The 19,699-nt window shown below is 55.3% G+C and carries 16 protein-coding genes; 5 read left to right on the plus strand and 11 right to left on the minus strand.

The window, feature by feature from the left end:
* Positions 1–32 precede the first annotated feature (32 nt).
* The 4 genes from lsrK to yfaE all read left to right on the plus strand — a co-directional run bounded on the left by lsrK (position 33) and on the right by yfaE (position 5,811).
* Complete coding sequence (gene lsrK / locus AC6I8W_RS14390; RefSeq protein ID WP_497835565.1) at positions 33–1,610, plus strand: autoinducer-2 kinase; 1,578 nt, start codon at positions 33–35, stop codon at positions 1,608–1,610.
* 479 nt (positions 1,611–2,089) lie between these two features.
* On the plus strand, positions 2,090–4,375 hold the full coding sequence (nrdA, locus tag AC6I8W_RS14395) for a class 1a ribonucleoside-diphosphate reductase subunit alpha (protein ID WP_497835566.1): 2,286 nt from the start codon (positions 2,090–2,092) through the stop codon (positions 4,373–4,375).
* A gap of 42 nt (positions 4,376–4,417) precedes the next feature.
* The gene (gene nrdB / locus AC6I8W_RS14400; RefSeq protein WP_497835567.1) at positions 4,418–5,548 is read left to right on the plus strand and encodes a class Ia ribonucleoside-diphosphate reductase subunit beta; all 1,131 of its coding nucleotides are present in this window, start codon (positions 4,418–4,420) and stop codon (positions 5,546–5,548) included.
* Between the two features lie 2 nt (positions 5,549–5,550).
* On the plus strand, positions 5,551–5,811 hold the full coding sequence (gene yfaE / locus AC6I8W_RS14405; RefSeq protein ID WP_497835568.1) for a class I ribonucleotide reductase maintenance protein YfaE: 261 nt from the start codon (positions 5,551–5,553) through the stop codon (positions 5,809–5,811).
* 97 nt (positions 5,812–5,908) lie between these two features.
* Here yfaE and AC6I8W_RS14410 read toward each other — a convergent pair whose 3' ends face one another.
* Positions 5,909–7,105, minus strand: a complete 1,197-nt coding sequence (locus AC6I8W_RS14410; protein ID WP_497835569.1) for a nicotinamide mononucleotide deamidase-related protein YfaY — start codon at positions 7,103–7,105, stop codon at positions 5,909–5,911.
* A 132-nt stretch (positions 7,106–7,237) separates the two neighbouring features.
* On the minus strand, positions 7,238–7,546 hold the full coding sequence (elaB, locus tag AC6I8W_RS14415) for a stress response protein ElaB (protein WP_497835570.1): 309 nt from the start codon (positions 7,544–7,546) through the stop codon (positions 7,238–7,240).
* A 285-nt stretch (positions 7,547–7,831) separates the two neighbouring features.
* On the opposite strand from elaB, the gene AC6I8W_RS14420 reads away from it, so the two are divergent.
* Complete coding sequence (locus AC6I8W_RS14420; RefSeq protein WP_497835571.1) at positions 7,832–9,490, plus strand: glucan biosynthesis protein D; 1,659 nt, start codon at positions 7,832–7,834, stop codon at positions 9,488–9,490.
* Between the two features lie 64 nt (positions 9,491–9,554).
* On the opposite strand, the gene AC6I8W_RS14425 is transcribed toward AC6I8W_RS14420, so the two are convergent.
* The 9 genes from AC6I8W_RS14425 to nuoJ all read right to left on the minus strand — a co-directional run bounded on the left by AC6I8W_RS14425 (position 9,555) and on the right by nuoJ (position 19,693).
* Positions 9,555–10,013 carry a GNAT family N-acetyltransferase gene (locus AC6I8W_RS14425; protein ID WP_497835572.1) on the minus strand — a complete coding sequence of 153 codons (459 nt, stop codon included), beginning with the start codon at positions 10,011–10,013 and terminating at the stop codon, positions 9,555–9,557.
* Between the two features lie 39 nt (positions 10,014–10,052).
* Positions 10,053–11,054, minus strand: a complete 1,002-nt coding sequence (locus tag AC6I8W_RS14430) for an IS110 family RNA-guided transposase (protein WP_497835573.1) — start codon at positions 11,052–11,054, stop codon at positions 10,053–10,055.
* A gap of 297 nt (positions 11,055–11,351) precedes the next feature.
* Positions 11,352–12,464 carry an MFS transporter gene (locus AC6I8W_RS14435; RefSeq protein ID WP_497835574.1) on the minus strand — a complete coding sequence of 371 codons (1,113 nt, stop codon included), beginning with the start codon at positions 12,462–12,464 and terminating at the stop codon, positions 11,352–11,354.
* Positions 12,461–13,807, minus strand: a complete 1,347-nt coding sequence (locus tag AC6I8W_RS14440) for an HdeD family acid-resistance protein (protein ID WP_497835575.1) — start codon at positions 13,805–13,807, stop codon at positions 12,461–12,463. The genes AC6I8W_RS14435 and AC6I8W_RS14440 overlap by 4 nt, the downstream gene beginning before the upstream one ends.
* 124 nt (positions 13,808–13,931) lie before the next feature.
* Complete coding sequence (nuoN, locus tag AC6I8W_RS14445; protein ID WP_480364663.1) at positions 13,932–15,395, minus strand: NADH-quinone oxidoreductase subunit NuoN; 1,464 nt, start codon at positions 15,393–15,395, stop codon at positions 13,932–13,934.
* A 6-nt stretch (positions 15,396–15,401) separates the two neighbouring features.
* Positions 15,402–16,922, minus strand: a complete 1,521-nt coding sequence (gene nuoM, locus AC6I8W_RS14450) for an NADH-quinone oxidoreductase subunit M (protein WP_497835576.1) — start codon at positions 16,920–16,922, stop codon at positions 15,402–15,404.
* 88 nt (positions 16,923–17,010) lie between these two features.
* Entirely contained in the window at positions 17,011–18,846 is a 1,836-nt protein-coding gene (gene nuoL / locus AC6I8W_RS14455; RefSeq protein ID WP_497835577.1) for an NADH-quinone oxidoreductase subunit L, read from the minus strand.
* Positions 18,843–19,145, minus strand: coding sequence for an NADH-quinone oxidoreductase subunit NuoK (gene nuoK / locus AC6I8W_RS14460; protein WP_013509877.1), 303 nt, complete (start codon positions 19,143–19,145; stop codon positions 18,843–18,845). The genes nuoL and nuoK overlap by 4 nt, the downstream gene beginning before the upstream one ends.
* Positions 19,142–19,693: an NADH-quinone oxidoreductase subunit J gene (gene nuoJ / locus AC6I8W_RS14465; protein ID WP_497835578.1), complete on the minus strand. Its 552-nt coding sequence runs from the start codon at positions 19,691–19,693 to the stop codon at positions 19,142–19,144. Before nuoJ ends, nuoK begins: the two co-directional genes overlap by 4 nt.
* Positions 19,694–19,699 lie beyond the last annotated feature (6 nt).

The following is a 19,699-nucleotide window of genomic DNA, read 5'->3' on the forward strand; positions in this document are numbered from 1 at the left end:
ATCCGGTAAGATTTTTTGCAGGAGTTACTGAGATGACGATATCCCACGCCCCGCATTTGATGGCGCTCGACGCTGGCACGGGTAGCATCCGCGCCGTGATTTTTAACCTGCAAGGCGAGCAGATTGCCGTGGCACAAGCGGAATGGCAGCACCTTGCCCTGCCCAATGTGCCCGGTTCAATGGAGTTTGATCTGGCAAAAAACTGGCAGCTCGCCTGTCAGTGTATCCGCCAGGCACTGCATCAGGCTCAGCTACCGGCCAGCGCCATTCGTGGCGTGGCCTGCTGCTCAATGCGCGAAGGTATCGTGCTGTATAACAAGGCGGGTGACGCTATCTGGGCCTGCGCCAATGTCGATGCCCGTGCCAACCGCGAAGTCAGCGAGCTGAAAGAGATTCATCACGGCGAGTTTGAGCGCGAAATCTACCAATGCTCAGGACAAACCCTGGCGCTCGGTGCCATGCCGCGCTTGCTATGGCTGGCCCACCATCGTCCCGATATCTACCGCCAGGCCACTACCCTGACGATGATTAGTGACTGGCTGGCAAAATGTCTCAGCGGCGAACTGGCGGTCGATCCTTCCAATGCCGGTACAACTGGCCTGCTTGATTTATCCACCCGCAACTGGCGTCCTGACCTGCTGGAGATGGCCGGTCTGCGCGGCGATATCCTGTCACCGGTGGCGGAAACTGGCACGCCGCTCGGCGCTGTCACCGCGCACGCGGCTGAAGCCTGTGGACTGCAACAGGGGACGGTCGTCGCCATGGGTGGCGGCGATGTCCAGCTCGGTACGCTGGGGTTAGGCGTAGTCAGGGCCGGGGAAACCGCGGTGTTGGGAGGCACCTTCTGGCAGCAAGTGGTCAACCTGCCCCAGCCGCAGGTTGATCCGGCAATGAATATCCGCATCAATCCTCATGTGATCCCGGGGATGGCACAGGCCGAAGCCATCAGCTTTTTTACCGGGCTGACCATGCGCTGGTTTCGTGATGCCTTTTGCGGTGAGGAAAAGTTGCTGGCAGAACGACTGGGCGTCGATTGCTATAGCCTGCTGGAAGAGATGGCAGCGCGCGTCCCGGCGGGTGCCTGGGGCGTGATGCCGGTGTTTTCCGACGCGATGCACTTCAATAAGTGGTATCACGCCGCCCCCTCCTTTATTAACCTTTCCATCGATCCCGAACGCTGTAATAAGCAGACCCTGTTCCGCGCGCTGGAGGAGAATGCCGCCATTGTCTCGGCCTGCAACCTTGATCAGGTCGCCGCGTTTTCTGGCGTGCGTGCGCCGCAGCTGGTGTTTGCCGGTGGTGGTGCCAAAGGCAAACTGTGGAGCCAAATTCTCAGCGATGTCACCGGTCTGACGGTGAAAGTGCCACAGGTCAAAGAGGCCACCGCGCTGGGCTGCGCGATTGCGGCGGGCGTAGGAGCCGGGCTGTATACCAATCTGGCAGAGACCGGGCGCGATTTGGTGCGCTGGGAGCGGGAATTTGCCCCTAATGCGACCAACCACGCCCTGTATCAACAACAGAAGATCGTATGGCAGAAAGTGTATGCGGATCAGCTGGCGTTAGTGGATAACGGGCTGACCACCTCGATGTGGAAAGCGCCAGGGTTGTAAAACATCGCGTGATAAATCGCGCCGCTACAACTGGATATCTCCCCCGTAGCGGCGCGATTTATCGCGCAAAATAACATCCCAATGTCATAAAAATTTCATAAGCAAACTCGGAAAAATCCTTACCCACGTAGCTGATGCTGCCATTTTTTCACCAGAAATTTGGCTTGCCGGAGAGGATTGCATAAGAAATACGCGCTCGATCAAGTTCTGAAAAAAATCTCCATTTTGGTTGACACGAGGTCGGGCCTTATAAGACAAGGCCTAAGAAATTTCGCAAAAATTACAACCCCTGCAAACATCATTTTTTCCTCTTGTTAACCCGCGTTAAAATACTAAAATATGCCTCCATGTTGTTATGGTTTCGCCCCTCAGCCCCTAGATGTAGTGTTTATCCACAACATTATGCACAATGAATATGCTGTGTATAACCCGGGGTTTCTTTTAATTTTTGGATACTCACGCAAAGGTAAAAACGCGACATGAACCAAAGTCTGCTCGTTACTAAACGCGATGGCCGTCAGGAACGCATTGATCTCGATAAAATTCACCGGGTACTGGACTGGGCAGCTGAAGGGCTGAACAACGTCTCTGTGTCTCAGGTCGAACTGCGTTCTCACATTCAGTTCTATGATGGTATTCGGACCTCCGATATCCATGAGACCATCATCAAGGCCGCTGCAGACCTTATTTCTCGCGATGCCCCTGATTATCAGTACCTCGCCGCACGCCTGGCGATTTTCCATCTGCGTAAAAAAGCCTACGGCCAGTTTGAGCCGCCCGCGCTTTACGATCAGGTGGTTAAAATGGTCGAGATGGGCAAATACGATCGCCATCTGCTGGAAGACTACAGCAAAGAAGAGTTCGAGCAGATGGACGGCTTTATTGACCACTGGCGCGATATGAACTTCTCCTACGCCGCCGTCAAGCAGCTGGAAGGTAAATACCTGGCGCAGAACCGCGTGACCGGTGAAATCTACGAAAGCGCGCAGTTCCTGTACATTCTGGTCGCAGCCTGCCTGTTCTCAGGCTACCCGCGTGCTACGCGTATGGATTACGTCAAACGTTTCTATGATGCGGTCTCAACCTTCAAAATCTCGCTGCCGACACCGATTATGTCCGGCGTGCGTACCCCGACTCGTCAGTTCAGCTCTTGCGTACTGATCGAGTGCGGCGACAGCCTGGATTCCATCAACGCCACCTCCAGCGCCATTGTGAAATACGTTTCGCAGCGCGCCGGTATCGGTATCAACGCCGGTCGCATCCGTGCACTGGGCAGCCCGATTCGTGGCGGTGAAGCATTTCATACCGGTTGTATCCCGTTCTACAAACACTTCCAGACCGCAGTGAAATCCTGTTCGCAGGGCGGCGTGCGCGGTGGGGCTGCCACCCTGTTCTACCCGATGTGGCATCTGGAAGTGGAAAGCCTGTTGGTGCTGAAAAACAACCGAGGTGTTGAAGGCAACCGCGTGCGTCATATGGACTATGGCGTGCAGATCAACAAACTGATGTATCAACGTCTGCTGAAAGGTGAAGATATCACCCTGTTCAGCCCGTCTGACGTGCCTGGCCTGTACGATGCGTTCTTCGCCGATCAGGACGAGTTTGAGCGTCTGTACACCACTTACGAAAAAGACGACAGCATCCGCAAACAGCGTGTTAAAGCCGTCGAGTTGTTCTCGCTGATGATGCAGGAACGTGCCTCAACGGGCCGTATCTACATCCAGAACGTTGACCACTGCAACACCCACAGCCCGTTTGATCCGTCTATCGCCCCGGTGCGCCAGTCTAACCTGTGCCTCGAGATCGCGCTGCCGACTAAACCGCTGGAAGACGTTAACGACGAAAACGGCGAAATCGCCCTGTGTACGTTGTCAGCGTTCAACCTCGGCGCTATCGACAGCCTCGACGATCTGGAAGAGCTGGCGATTCTGGCGGTACGTGCGCTGGATGCCCTGCTCGACTACCAGGATTACCCGATCCCGGCCGCGAAACGTGGCGCGATGGGCCGTCGTACTCTGGGTATCGGCGTGATCAACTTCGCCTACTATCTGGCGAAAAACGGTGTGCGCTACTCCGATGGCAGCGCCAACAACCTGACGCATAAAACCTTCGAAGCGATTCAGTATTATCTGCTGAAGGCGTCAAACGAGCTGGCGAAAGAGCAAGGTGCCTGCCCGTGGTTCAACGAAACCACCTATGCGCAGGGCATTCTGCCGACCGATACCTATAAAAAGGATCTCGACAGTATCTGCAACGAACCCCTGCACCTCGACTGGGAAACGCTGCGTGAGTCGATCAAAACGCACGGTCTGCGTAACTCAACGCTGTCCGCCCTGATGCCGTCAGAGACCTCATCGCAGATCTCCAACGCCACCAACGGCATCGAGCCGCCGCGCGGCCACATCAGCATCAAAGCGTCGAAAGACGGTATCCTGCGTCAGGTGGTGCCGGAGTATGAGCGTCTGAAAGATCAGTACGAACTGCTGTGGGAAATGCCGTCCAACGATGGCTACTTGCAACTGGTCGGCGTGATGCAGAAGTTTATCGACCAGGCAATTTCGTCGAACACCAACTACGATCCGAGCCGCTTCGCTAACGGCAAAGTGCCGATGAAGCAGTTGCTGAAAGATCTGCTGACCGCTTACAAGTTTGGCGTGAAAACCCTGTACTACCAAAACACCCGCGACGGTGCCGAGGATGCGCAGGACGATCTGGCCCCCTCCATTCAGGACGATGGCTGCGAAAGCGGCGCTTGTAAGATTTAATCAGAGGCGGAGCTACGGCTCCGCCCACATTTGGACATCCCTATGGCTTACACCACATTCTCACAAACCAAGAATGACCAGCTGAAAGAGCCGATGTTTTTCGGTCAGTCGGTTAACGTTGCCCGTTTCGACCAGCAGAAGTATGACATCTTTGAAAAGCTGATCGAGAAGCAGCTCTCCTTCTTCTGGCGTCCGGAAGAAGTCGACGTGTCACGCGATCGCATCGACTATCAGGCGCTGCCGGATCACGAAAAACACATTTTTATCAGCAACCTGAAATATCAGACGCTGCTGGACTCGATCCAGGGTCGTAGCCCGAACGTCGCGCTGCTGCCGCTGATTTCGATCCCGGAACTGGAAACCTGGATTGAAACCTGGGCGTTCTCCGAGACCATCCACTCGCGCTCCTATACCCACATCATCCGTAACATCGTCAACGATCCGTCGCTGGTGTTTGATGACATCGTGACTAACGAGCAGATACTCGCCCGTGCGCAGGATATCTCAAAGTATTATGACGACCTGATTGAGATGACCAACTACTGGCATCTGCTGGGCGAAGGCACGCATCAGGTGGCGGGTAAAACCGTGACCGTTAACCTGCGCGCATTGAAAAAACAGCTTTATATCTGTCTGATGAGCGTCAACGCGCTGGAAGCGATTCGCTTCTACGTCAGCTTCGCCTGCTCGTTCGCCTTTGCCGAGCGTGAGCTGATGGAAGGTAACGCCAAAATCATCCGCCTGATCGCTCGTGACGAAGCGCTGCACCTGACCGGTACCCAGCATATGCTGAACCTGATGCGTACTGGCGAAGACGATCCAGAGATGAAAGATATTGCGGCAGAGTGCCGTGACGAATGTTACGACCTGTTCAAGAAAGCGGCCGAGCAGGAAAAAGAGTGGGCAGAATATCTGTTCAGCGGCGGTTCGATGATTGGCCTGAACAAAGACATTCTGTGCCAGTACATTGAGTACATCACCAACATCCGTATGCAGGCGGTTGGCCTTGATCTGCCGTTCCAGACGCGTTCGAACCCGATTCCGTGGATCAACAGCTGGCTGGTGTCTGACAACGTCCAGGTGGCACCGCAGGAAGTTGAAGTCAGCTCTTATCTGGTAGGTCAAATTGACGCGGAAGTGGGCGAAGACGACTTTAACGACTTCCAGCTGTAAGTATGAGCCGTTCCGTTGTTATTCTGCGCAGCTCCGGCACCAGGCTGGAGTGCGCAGAAGACCATCCCAATCTGCTGACGACCCTCGAAGCGCACAATGTTTGCGTCGAGTATCAGTGTCGCGAAGGCTACTGCGGCTCCTGCCGCATGCGTTTGCTGAAAGGTGAAGTGCAGTACGCCGAGACACCGCTGGCGTTTATTCAGCAGGGTGAGTTTTTGCCCTGCTGCTGTATAGCCAAAGGCGAGATTGAGATCGAGTTATAACCTACCTTCTCGTCGCGGCGCGATTTATCGCGCAATCCGTGCACCTGACGGAAAAAGCCGCGCGATAAATCGCGCCGCTACAACCGTGCCGTTTTGGCTAGAGTCTCACCGTTTCCAGCACATCAATCCAGCCGTGTCCGGTGCTGACTTCGCTACCGTGCAACCAGCGCCGCAGCATATTCATCGCCATCATCGCCACCACCTTCTGCCGGATTTCGAGGTTATGCCGCCCGTGGTTAAACTTCACCAACTGGCCCCAGCTTGCCTCCGGTGTGTGTAGCGAAATCGCCACCTCGCCATCGCGCAGCGTGCCGACCGCCAGCCCGACCTCAGCCTGCTGCTGTGTCGCGAAATCGCGCAGACGCTGTACCTGCTGTTCCAGCGTTTCTGTCTGCTCCGGCAATACATTACCGGTACGCAGCGGTACGTCGGCGGATGCCAGCTGCCATTGCAATAATCCGGCGGTATAGGATTCACTGACCGCCAGCGTCAACCCGCGCGCGACGAGTTGTTGTGCCAGCCATGCCGGTAATCCTTCCGTCCCTTCAAAAATGGTGCATTCTGCCAGTTGTAGTTTGACCTGCTGCCACACCTGCTCCATTGCCACCCGCTGACTGGCCGGGCCGGTGAGTTTGATTTCAATAATCGGCATTGAGGAGCGATAGCCCATCACAACACCTTCAGGTAAGGGTAACGGCTCCAGTTCTGCCGCGATATCGCTTTCGCCGCGACCAAAGGTGGTGAGACGCAGGCATAATGGCGGCTCCGGCAGTTCGAAACGGGCTTTCAGACGCGGCAGGATCTCCTGCTCGACCATCACCTTAAATTCTGATGGCACACCCGGTGTGAAGAATATCCAGCAGCGATTGAGTTGCAGCGCGAAACCGCAGGCGGTGCCCACCGGGTTATCAATCAATTCGGCATTGGCGGGGATCTCCGCCTGCTTGCGATTGCTCGGTGCCATGACACGTCCACGCCCCGCAAACCAGGCTTCCATCTTCTCCAGCCACTCCTGATGCAGTACCAGATGGCTATCGCTGGCGGTCGCTGCCGCCAGCGCACTGAGGTCGTCGCTGGTGGGGCCGAGGCCACCATTCACAATCAGCACGTCGGCAATCTGGCTACGGCTTTGTAACGCTTCCACCAGCGATGGCAGCGCATCACCCACCGTACTGCGGCTGGTCATCGGTAAGCCATGCTGGAACAACACATCAGCCAGCCAGGCCGCGTTAGTATCGACAATCTGCCCGTGTAACACTTCATCGCCCGTCGAGAGCATTTCAACTCGTATCACGTCTATTCTCCTTATCCCTGTTGCATTAATGTAGGAAGCGGACAAGAGAAACACAATCGCTGTCGATGCGGTAAGGGAGAATTTCAGGTGGGCGGTCAGGGATGGGCGCGCACGCGACGCGCCCGATAACGATTAGCGGCGGGCCAGGAGCAACCCTATAAACAGCCCGGCGGCGGCACCAATACCAATGCCCTGCCAGGGTTTATCGTGGACATAATCATCGGCGCGGTAAGCCGCTTTTTTCGCCCGATAGTAGTAACTGTCAGAAGCATGGCTGACGCGCGACTTCACTTCTTCCAGCGCCTGCTCCGCTTTGCTTTTCAGTTCGATATATTTTTGATCGGCCGGATCGCCAGATGAGCGCAACACCTCTTCCAGCGTTTCAGTCAGCAGAGCCAAATCATCGTCAAGACGGGTTTCAAATTGATCGGTGGATGACATTACGTGGTTCCTCCATGTATTTAACTTACCTGTCGGTTAACTATAGTCATTAAAAATCCGTTCGGGGCAATGAGCGGCCAGGATTTGCCCGAGTTTCACCCGTAAAGGGTAAAGATTTGAAATCTGCTTCGCTTCTATGATTTATCTGATAAATTTCTTCGGACTGAATTTTTTCATTCGGCGACTGTCGTAACCCCCTGTAGCCTGACGCTATCAGGTCTGAAATGCGTGTGTGATGCACGGCAGTCACCTTAAACCCGAGCAGCTAAGGATTAGATTTCTGGCATGAATCGTAGAAAGTTTATGAAAGCGTCAATGGCCCTCTCTGCCCTGAGTGGCATGACGGGTCTGTCCACGCTGTTTGCACAGTCCGCCTGGGCCGAAGATGGCATCGCCGACGGTACTGCGGTTCGCTTCGATTTCGATGTACTGAAAAAGAAAGCCGCCGCACTGGCTAAACAGCCCTGGGGCGGCGCGCCTGGCCCGCTGCCTGACACCCTGGCCAATCTGACACCACAGGCTTATAACGCCATTCAGTACGACCCCAACCATTCGCTGTGGAACAACATCCCCGATCGCGAACTGGATGTACAATTCTTCCATGTCGGCATGGGCTTTAAACGCCGCATCCAGATGTTCTCCGTTGATGCCGCCAGCCGCGAAGCGCGTGAAATCCACTTCCGCCCGGAGTTGTTTAACTACAACGACGCCAACGTCGACACCAAACAGCTGGTGGGTAAAACCGATCTCGGCTTCGCCGGTTTCCGTGCATTTAAGAAACCGGAGCTGGCACGCCGTGACATCGTCTCTTTCCTCGGTGCCAGCTACTTCCGCGCCGTCGATGAAACTTACCAGTACGGCCTTTCCGCCCGTGGCGTGGCGGTGAATACCTTCAGCAACGGTCATGAAGAGTTCCCGGATTTCACCGCCTTTTGGTTTGAAACCCCGAAAGCCGAAGACACGACCTTTGTGGTGTATGCCCTGCTGGACGGTGCCAGCGTCACCGGCGCGTACAAATTCACCATCCACTGCGAAGCCAAACGCGTGGTGATGGAGGTGGAAAACCACCTGTTCGCACGCAGTGATATCCGTCAGTTGGGTATCGCACCGATGACCAGTATGTTCAGCTGTGGCACCAACGAGCGCCGCATGTGCAACACCTACCACCCGCAAATCCACGACTCTGACCGTCTGGCGATGTGGACCGGCAACGGTGAATGGATTGCCCGCCCGCTGAACAATCCGCAGCGTTTGCAGTTCAACGCTTATCAGGATGAAAACCCGCGCGGCTTTGGCCTGTTGCAGCTCAATCATGACTTTAAGGATTATCAGGATGTGATTGGCTGGTACGACAAACGTCCAAGCTTGTGGGTTGAGCCGATTGGTAAATGGGGTAAGGGAGCCATCAACCTGATGGAGATCCCTACCACCGGCGAAACGCTGGATAACGTGGTGTGCTTCTGGCAACCGGAAAAACCGGTCAAAGCGGGCAGCGAATTCAACTTCCAGTACAAACTTTACTGGAGCGGCCTGCCACCGGTACGCAGTGGTCTGGCGCGTGTCGATGCCACCCGTACCGGTATCGGTGGCTTCCCGGAAGGTTGGGCGCCGGGCGAGCACTTCCCGGAGCAATGGAGTCGTCGCTTTGCTATTGATTTCGTGGGTGGCGATCTGAAAGCTGCCGCGCCGAAAGGGATCGAGCCGGTGATTACCGTGTCAGCGGGAACCATCAAGCAGGTCGAGATTTTGTATGTCGAGCCAATCGATGGCTATCGCATCCTGTTTGACTGGTATCCCAACAGCGATTCCACCAAGCCGGTGGACATGCGTCTGTTCCTGCGCACCAAAGACGAAACCCTGAGTGAAACCTGGTTGTATCAGTACTTCCCGCCACCGCCGGATCAGCGTAAATACGTTGATGATCGGCAGATGACGCCGGGCTGATAACCATGGCGAGGTGCAAACCTCGCCATTTGTTTATTTAAAACCCGCGCGATAAATCGCGCTGCTACGCAGGCATGCAGGCCATGTCGATATGTGGGATATCATCTTCGAGATAGATATCACTCACCGCGACAAAACCATGACCGGCATAGAACGCTTGCAAATGCGCCTGGGCTGAGAGGAAGGGCGTGTGCTGCGGCCAGTAACGCTGGCAAACCTGCAAAGCCTGCACCATTAAGCGATTACCCAGGTTGATACCGCGGGCGCGACCGGAAACAATCACCCGCCCAATCTTCACCGGACTCTGCGCATCGACGGGCGATAAAATGCGTGCATACGCTACCAGATCATCACCCAGCATACCCAACAGATGGCGATTTTCCGCCACTAAATCCTGCCCATCCACATCGAGATAGGGACAGTTTTGTTCCACCACAAACACTTCGCTGCGCAAGGCCAGCAATGCATAAAGTTGTGACACCGTTAAATCGCGGTGGTGAATATCCAGCCAGTTAATATCCATGATAATTTCCTTCAAGGGACACATTACGTAGATACTCTGTTAAGCATCAACACTTTCCCGATGCTTGGTACTAAAAAGTCTCGCTGAATCAAAATCCTGACCGTGCTTTATACAGCTCCATAAGCCGGTCAGGTATTTCCGCATTACTGCGCATATCGCCTGGATTTTCTTCTTACCTCTTTTTATCAGCCCCTGATAAAACATCGCGGTGCGGGGTTCATGCTGCGCAGCACTCAGCGCGGCCATATACAGCGCCCTACGCAGATGACCGTTGCCCGCTTTACCCAGACGTCCCGGACGGTTCACGCTGCTGCCCGACTGGCTCTGCCTCACATGCAGGCCCGCATGACGGCTTACCTGATTTGCCTTCATATCCCGGGGCAGCAGGCTCAGCTCGCCCAGTACAGTAATGGCCGTTGTCTCTCCGACGCCTTTGGCTGAACACAGGCACATGAACGCCGCTTTCAGGGCGCTATTTTTCGCGATGATTTTCAGCGCCAGCGCGTGCAGCTTCTCTACCTTACGGCTGTAATATTCCACGTCTTCTTCTTCCAGCTCCAGCAGGACATCGGCAGTTCCGGCGCGGGTTTCCAGCGCATGAAGACGGTTTTTTGAACGTGTCCGGGACTGAACGGCTCGCGTCATCATGCGGGCGATATCGCGCAACGCCATGCAGTCATCATCCGGAGCCTGCCAGAGTGCAGGCCTCATGCTTTCTCCATATTCAGCCAGCAGTACCGCATCACGGGCGTCAGTTTTGGCAGCGTTCAGGCGCATGGCGGCATAGTGGTGATAACTGGCGGGATTAATGACGCAGACGGGCAGCCCGGCACGGACAAGAGCCACCGCAAGGTCAAAATGGTAGACACCGGTTGCTTCCATAACGATGCGTTCGGGGGACAGCGATATCAGCTTTTTCGCAAAAGCCTGATAGTCCTCAGGTGTCTGATTAAGCTCAGAAACCAGCGTTGTTTTACCGTTAACGCGTACGGCAAAGGTAAAGGTTCTGGCAGAAATATCGATCCCGGCAAAACAGGTCATGTGGCCTCCGGAAGGCAAAATAGCGTAAACTGTTAACCGGTTCCCGACCTCGTCATCTGAGATTGTTCAGCCTGCCTTGTAATGCGAAGTCAGTCTCGCGAGAGAAAGCTTCCTGGTACTCTTCGGCCTGAACAAGGAGGCGGGAGCCACTCTACGTACGAAGTCACTGTAAAAGCTGCTTCCAGCGGCGCACGGCTTCCCGGTTATCAGAACTGATTTCAGGGAAATCATAATCTGACCCTCCAAACATACAAGCGGCGCGATTTATCGCGCAGGTTTTATTATTTCTTAAATAAATCAACAACGTCGTTGTTGCAAGGCAAAACCGGTAAAGAAGGCGCACAATAACGCTGCCATCCACGGCAAACCATGTAGCGTGAGCGACATCGCCATCCCACCTAATGCCGGACCAATAAAGGCACCAATGCCCCATGCCACCGACAACACCGCATAGGCCGCCGCCAGTTCCGAACCCTGAAAACGCTGCCCCACCAGCGTGATGATCACCGTATAGATGCCGACAAATACCCCACCCCAGCAGAACAACAGCAAACGCGCCAGCCACAACGATTGCAACGCCAGCGGCCAGGCAAGCGCACCAAGGGTAGACAAGCCAGCCAGCCAGACAATTAAGTGATGGCGATCCATACGATCGGCCAGCCAGCCGATCGGCAGCTGCAACAGGATCGCGCCGACCAGTAAAATGGTGATCAATGATGTCGCCTGCGCTTCGGACCAACCAAGATTGATCGCATATAGCGCCAGCAAATTCATACCTGCGGCTTCCAGTGCCGCATTGAGAATGGTTGCCGTCAGTGCCAGCGGCAACAGCCGCAACCAACGTGCGAGGGTACGCGACGCGCCCTGCTCAGCGCTGAAGCGCAGTTTGCCGCTGCCGAGCAGTGCCAGCGCGGCGATGGCCGACAACGCGGCCCCGGTAATAAATGCCCCATCGCCGCTGCCCTGTAAGGTCAAGATGAAAGGACCCAACGCAAATCCTGCTGATAACATCGCGGTGTAGGTTGCCAGCATCTTCGCCCGATTGCTTTCCACGCATTGTTGATTGAGCCAGGTTTCCGTTACTACCAGGATCACTTCAGAAACCATGCCGAGCAGCAGGCGCAGCACGAAGCTGCTGGCAATCGGCAGCAAGGGAAAAAGGATTAACAACAACACTGACGCCAGCAATGAGGTGATCAGTAATGCTTGTGGCGAAAAACGACGACAGAGTGCCGGTAAGGCGGGCGCAATAATCAGCACACCTGCCGCATGCATTGCCGCATTGAGACCAATCAGCGTTTCGCTGTAGCCCACCGCCGAGAGCCTGAGCGCAATCAGCGGCGCGCTTAAACCATAGGTCAGACCAAAGATGGTAATGGCGAGGAGGATCATCACGCTGCTGCGCATCATTTAATCACACTCCGCGAGGGTGCCCGTTTCTGCTGCCACAGCGCATGGCGTAAGCACAGGCTTCGCCACAGTCGAACCGGCCAGAGCACGCTGGGCTGGGGTTCAATGACGCGGTGCAGTAAGCGGACATAATCCAGTACCAGACCGGGTGTCCAGGTCATCTCCTCCGCCCTGCCGCGCACCACACCCAATAACCAAAAGTTGGGGTCGCTGAACAGCCGCAATCCGGCATAAGCCCGTCTGGCAAGGATGCCCTCAATCGCGACATCCAACGCCTGGATAACCGCTGAGGAACAGTTACGCGCAGTCAGGTTATAGGTGCTGTCCACACGATAGCTGCGCCAGAAATTGTGCAATGCTTTGAAATTGTAATGAGCAAACAGAATTTGTTTGTCAGGCGCACACCAGTCAGCCACCTCCAGCGACAGGGAGGAAAGAAAACGCCCGGCCACATCATTGTGTTCCCCGGAACGCAGTACAGCACGGAAGTTACTGCTGTCACGATCAATATCATCCTTAGGATAGTGACTGATATACAGATCATCTCCGGCTTCTATCGCCGCATGCCCGGTTGAGATCACACCATGTTGATCGACCGCAGCGATGTATCGATTGATTAATTGGTAACTTTCGCGCAGCCTGCCTGATCCTAACGGGGTCCAGACATAGACTTTCAGTGGCTGAGCGGGCGGTCGATGAGGAAACGGCGGATGAACGTATTGGCTGCTGTGCCATTGCCGCAATCCCCCGACTTTGAACAGCGGTAGCGTGGTAACCGTGCTGTTATCTGTCAACAAATTCGCCTGCCGGGCCATTTGCAGCAGCGTGGTGCCAATGCTCAGCAGCAGCAAGGCGAAACACAAAGGTACCGCGATATGATGATGAAATGGCCAGTCGCTCAGGATAAGGATGCTGATAAACCACTCCACCACCCCGGTCAGGCATTGCTTACGCCAGCGCCAGCCGCGCAATACCAGAGCAGCCGCGATGCGAAATAGGCCATCGACCATAAACGCGATGCCAAACAGCACCGCCGAAACATCATTGTTGTCCTGAGGAATATTGAGGATCAGGAAACCGATAAACCACAATCCCAGCGCTTTCAGCAAGGTCAGGCCATCGATACGCATTTCGCGAATAAACGCGAATGTCATCTGCACCAGACCTTCGATGATAAAAAATATTGCGAGCAGGTCCAGCGGCACTGAAAGCAGGCCGTCGCTACCGATGTCATAGAGGATCAATGCGGACAACACCAGCAAGACTAAGCCGCCTAAAGCCAGCCAGTACCAACGCCTGCGAATCACCTGTGCACCGGTGAGCAGAAATATCAACTTGATCACAAGGCCTCTGTGCGACGAGTGAACACTGTTTAAAAATTAGCAACACGCGACAGAATTGTCAGATGGCGGGCAAAAAAAATCAGGCCCGTAGGCCTGATTTAGCTGGAGCAATCACGCGTCCGTTTTACATCAGCGGTTGGGCCATCTGCACCAGCGTGATCAGCGGCTGCGGATACACACCCAGCAGCAGCACCAGAATCGCGGAAATCAGGACCACCACACCGCCAGCAGTGAAGGCCCAGTTGGCCGGGGTATCACGATCGCGGGTATGCAGTTCCGGCGGGCTGAGGTACAGACTGACGGTAACACGCAGATAGTAGTACAGGCCGATGGCGCTGCCTGCCACCACCGCACCGGTCAGCCACCACAGATGGGCATTCACACCGGATGCGATCACGTAAAACTTACCAATAAAGCCCAATGTCATCGGGATACCGGCCAGCGACAGCATCATGATGGTCATCACCGCCGACAGAATCGGACGGTGCCAGAACAGGCCACGATAGGAGTACAGGGTATCAGCATCCGGGCCACGATAAGGACTGGACATCAGGCTTACCACACCGAACGCGCCAAGGCTGCTGAACAGGTAACCGGCCAGATAGACCCCGGCGGTTTCCAGCGACAGCTGATGCGTTTTCACCGCAATCAGCGCCACCAGCAGATAACCAAGGTGAGCGATGGAGGAGTAACCAAGCAGACGTTTGATGTTGCTTTGCGAAATCGCCATCAGGTTGCCGAACAGGATGGAGACAAAGGCGATCACACCCAACACGGTGCGCACTGCTTCGCTGTCGGTCACCGGCGCGTACATAAACAGACGCATGATCACGCCAAAGATAGCGATTTTGCTGGCGGTCGCGAGGAAGGTGGATACAGGGGCAGGTGCACCCTGATACACATCCGGCGTCCACAGATGGAATGGCACCAGCGACAGTTTGAAGCCAAGTCCAATAATCATCATACCGAGGCCGACCAACAGCAGCGGCTGCTGCATCATGCTGTCATTCAGGCTTTTACCCAGCTGCACAAAGCTCAGGCTGCCGGAATCCGCATAAATCAGCGCGATACCAAACAGCAGGAACGATGACGCCGCCGCTGACAGGATGGTGTATTTCAGCGCCGCTTCCAGCGAACGTTTCTGGCGGAAGGCGTAACCAATTAAACCAAACAACGGCAGCGACAGCAGTTCGATACCAATGAACAGCGCCGACAGATGGTTGGCACTCGCCAGCACGATACCGCCCAGCGCGGCAATCAGCACCAGCAGATAGAACTCATCTTTATTGTCCGGAAAACCAGCCAGCCACGGGTAGGCGAAGGTACAGGTTGCCAGACTCGCCAGCATCACCAGCCCGGTGTAGAAGATAGAGTAACCATCGACGCGCAGCATCGGCGTCACATCCATTGCCCCGACATGGGCAACAAACCACAGCGAAAGCAGCGCCAGGTTAAGACCAATTACCGTCAGCGTGGCATTTACAAAGTGGTTGCGTCGCCATGCAATGGACAGCATCACAACCACCACCGTCAATCCGACGATCAACAGCGGCAGTAACGCGATCAATTGTAGAGGAGTTATTGTCATGGCGAATTACGGCCTTGTAGTTGAAATTGAAGCGGTAAACCACTGCTGAATATTGCTCATTGCAGCATGGGAGGTATCAAGAATCGGCTGTGGATAAACCCCCAGCAGAACCAGCAACACCACCAGAACCATAATCATAGTGAACTCACGCGGTGACATGCCGGGCAGTGGTGCCTGTGATTTGGCTTCACCGTAGTACGCGCGCTGCATCATCACCAGCGAGTACACCGAAGCGAACACCAGACCAAAGGTGGCAATCACGATAATCACCGGCACCACCTGGAAGCTACCGGTCAGAATCATAAATTCCCCGGCAAAGTTACCGGTGCCCGGCATCCCGAGGTTAGCCACGGCAAAGAACAGCGACAGACCCGGAATCCATTTGATACGTGACCACAGGCCCCCCATCTGACGCAAATCACGGGTATGCAGACGCTCATACAGCTGACCACACAAGATAAACAGCGCCGCGGCGGACAGGCCGTGGGCGATCATCTGAACCACCGCACCCTGGAACGCCAGCTGGCTGCCGGTGTAAATGGCGATCAGTACGAAACCCATGTGCGAAATGGAGGTGTAAGCGATCAGGCGTTTGATATCCGTCTGCGCGAACGCCATCCAGGCACCGTAGAAGATACCAATCACGCCCAGCCACATGGCGATCGGAGCAAACTCCGCCGACGCATGTGGGAACAGCGGCAGGCTGAAGCGCAGCAAACCATAGGCGGCGGTTTTCAACAGAATCCCTGCGAGATCGACCGAACCTGCGGTCGGTGCCTGACTGTGCGCATCCGGCAGCCAACCGTGCAACGGCACCACCGGCATTTTGACCGCGAAGGCGATAAAGAAACCCAACATCAGCAGATATTCGACGGTGTGGGACATTGGGGTTTTCAGCAGTTCTTCGTAGCTGAAAGTCCAGATGCCGGTCGCGTTGTAGTGCACGAACACCAGCGCCAGGATAGCAATCAGCATCACCAGACCGGATGCCTGGGTATAGATGAAGAACTTGGTCGCCGCCGTGATACGGGTTTTACCGTCCGAAGCTTTGTGACCCCAGAGCGCGATGAGGAAGTACATCGGCACCAGCATCATTTCCCAGAAGAAGAAGAACAGGAACATGTCGATGGAGAGGAACACGCCAATCACGCCACCGAGGATCCACATCAGGTTGAGGTGGAAAAAGCCCTGATACTTCTCGATTTCATTCCACGAGCAGAGTACCGCCATCAGACCAAGCAAACCGGTCAGCACTACCATCAGCAGCGACAAGCCATCAATCGCCAGATGGAAATTGATACCGAAACGTGGGATCCAGGCTACCTGAAAACTCGACTGCCACTGCGGCATACCTGCCGCCTGCGTCAGTGAATAGCCGCCCTGCAACCATAGTTGCAACCCAAGCACCAGCGTCAACGCCATGGTGATCAGAGCGATCCAGCGCGGCACCTTCTTGCCGAGGCGCTCAGCCAGCCAGCACAGCAAGCCACCGAGAAAAGGTATGATTATTAGCCAAGGTAATAACACGGCATACTTCCCTTTTTTCTGCCTTTATCAGGCAATTTTTACTTTCTCGACTGGGGTGAAAAAATCCTCACCCCGCCCATCAATCTTGTTAGATCACCAGCAACAGTGCCAGCACTACTACTGCACCGACGCTCATCGACGCCACATACCAGCGCAGATAACCGTTTTCACTGACCACCAGGCCTTTGTTGCCAATGCGCGAAATCAGAGCTGGCAGGGTCATCAGCGAATCCAGTGGGTCGCGTTTCAGCAGCCAGGCAAGGCCGAGGAAAGGTTTAACGAACACTTTGTCGTACAACCAATCGAAGCCCCAGGCGGCAAACCACCAGGTGCCGAAGAAACGACCCGGTGCACTGTTAGCCACGCTGGTAACCAACTGACGTTTGCCCAGCCACAGCGCTGCGGCAATCAGAATGCCGACAATAGCGACCACGCCAGAGGTGATTTCCAGTGCCACTTTGCCGCCTTCGCCAAACTCGTTCTGCGGCAGAACACCGGCCAGTGGCGGCGTAATCAACGCGCCAATGAAGGTGGACAGCACCAACAGCACAATCAGCGGCAGATGATGAGTAATGCCTTTGCCAGCATGCGCATGAATTTTCTCTTCACCGTGGAACACGATGAAAATCATGCGGAAAGTATAGATAGATGTCAGGAACGCCCCTACCAGACCCGCTACCATCAGATTGATGTGACCATTCGCCAGCGCACCAAACAGGATTTCATCTTTACTGTAGAAACCTGCGGTAATCAGCGGCAGCGCTGCCAGTGCGGCACCACCCACCAGGAAGCAGGTGTACACCAGCGGGATGCTCTTACGCAGACCGCCCATCTTGAAGATGTTCTGTTCGTGATGACAGGCCAGAATCACTGAACCGGAAGAGAGGAACAGCAGCGCTTTAAAGAACGCATGGGTCATCAGGTGGAAAATCGCCGCATCCCACGCCTGTACGCCAAGCGCCAGGAACATGTAGCCGATCTGACTCATGGTGGAGTAGGCCAGCACGCGTTTGATATCGGTCTGCACCAGCGCAGCGAAACCCGCCAGCACCAGGGTGATAGCTCCCACAATACCCACCAGATGCAGCACGTCCGGCGTCAGCAGGAACAGGCCGTGTGTGCGGGCAATCAGGTAGACACCCGCCGTTACCATCGTGGCGGCGTGGATCAGCGCAGAGACCGGCGTCGGACCGGCCATCGCATCTGCCAGCCACGTCTGCAACGGCAACTGTGCCGATTTACCTACCGCACCACCCAGCAGCAGCAAGGTTGCCCATTGCAGCATGTGGTTGTCGGCGGCGAAGTGCGCCGGAGCCAGTTCCATCAGTTCACGGAAGTTCAGCGTGCCGAGTTCGTTGTAGAGAATGAACAACGCCAGCGCGAGGAACACATCACCCACACGGGTAATGATGAAGGCTTTCATCGCCGCTTTGCCGTTTTCCGGGTTGCTGTAGTAGAAACCGATCAGCAAGTAAGAGCACAGCCCCACCCCTTCCCAGCCGAGATACATCAGCATCAGGTTATCGGCCAGTACCAGAACCACCATGCTGGCAATAAACAGGTTGGTGTAGGCGAAGAAGCGTGAATAACCCTCTTCACCACGCATGTACCAGGAAGCGAACATGTGGATGAAGAAACCCACGCCGGTGACCACCGACAGCATAGTCAGCGACAGGCCATCCAGCACCAGGTTGACCTTGATGTCAAAGTGGCCGACCTGCATCCAGGTCCAGAGCGCCTGGGTGAACGGTTGCTGCCCCTGACTGAAGAAATCCATGCCGACAAAAATCGTGGTCAGGGCAGCCAGACCGACTGATCCCATCCCCACAGCGGCAGACAGGTTCTCCGACCAGCGACCACGGGAAAATGCCAACAGCAGGAAGCCAATCAGTGGAAATAAAACAGTTAAGTAGAGAAGATTCATCCGCGCATCTCGCTCACAGTGTCAATGTTCAGCGTCTGACGACGACGATAGAGCTGGAGCAGCAGCGCCAGACCGATACTGGCTTCCGCCGCCGCAAGGCTGATGGCCAGGATGTACATTACCTGCCCGTCGGCTTGTCCCCAGTAGCTGCCCGCGACCACCAGCGCCAGCGCCGCCGCGTTGATCATGATCTCCAGACCAATCAACATAAACAGCAGGTTACGGCGCAGCACCAGTGAGGTCAGGCCGAGAACAAACAGCACCGCAGCCAGAATCAGGCCATGTTGTAACGGGATCATGCGTGCCCCTCCTTATTCCCTTGCGTCTCAGCCGGGCGATTGCTCAGTACTTCACCCTGACGCTCTTCACGTCCGATATGGAAGGCGACAACCAGACCCGCCAGCAACAACATCGACGCCAGCTCAACCGCCAGCACATAAGGGCCAAACAGGCTGATACCCACCGCTTTGGCGTCAATGACGGTGCCATCGATACCCTGATCGTGTGCGGTACTGATGGCATAAACCATCACCACCAGCAGCAGCAATGAAACGATGCCGGGGCCAATCCACAGTGAAGGCTTCAGCCATTCACGCTCCTGATCCTGTTGGGATTTGCCGAGGTTCAGCATCATCACCACGAACACGAACAACACCATAATCGCGCCAGCATAGACGATGATTTCCAGCGCACCGGCAAAGTAAGCGCCCATGGAGAAAAACACGCCCGCAATCGACAATAGCGAAACAATCAGGTACAGCAACGCATGTACCGGGTTGGTGTGGGTGATAACGCGTAGCGTCGTCAGCACCGCCACCAGACCGCAAAGATAAAACGCAAATTCCATAGCTGG

It is taken from the genome of Pantoea sp. X-Soil-TKNS-1211, from assembly GCF_059730495.1.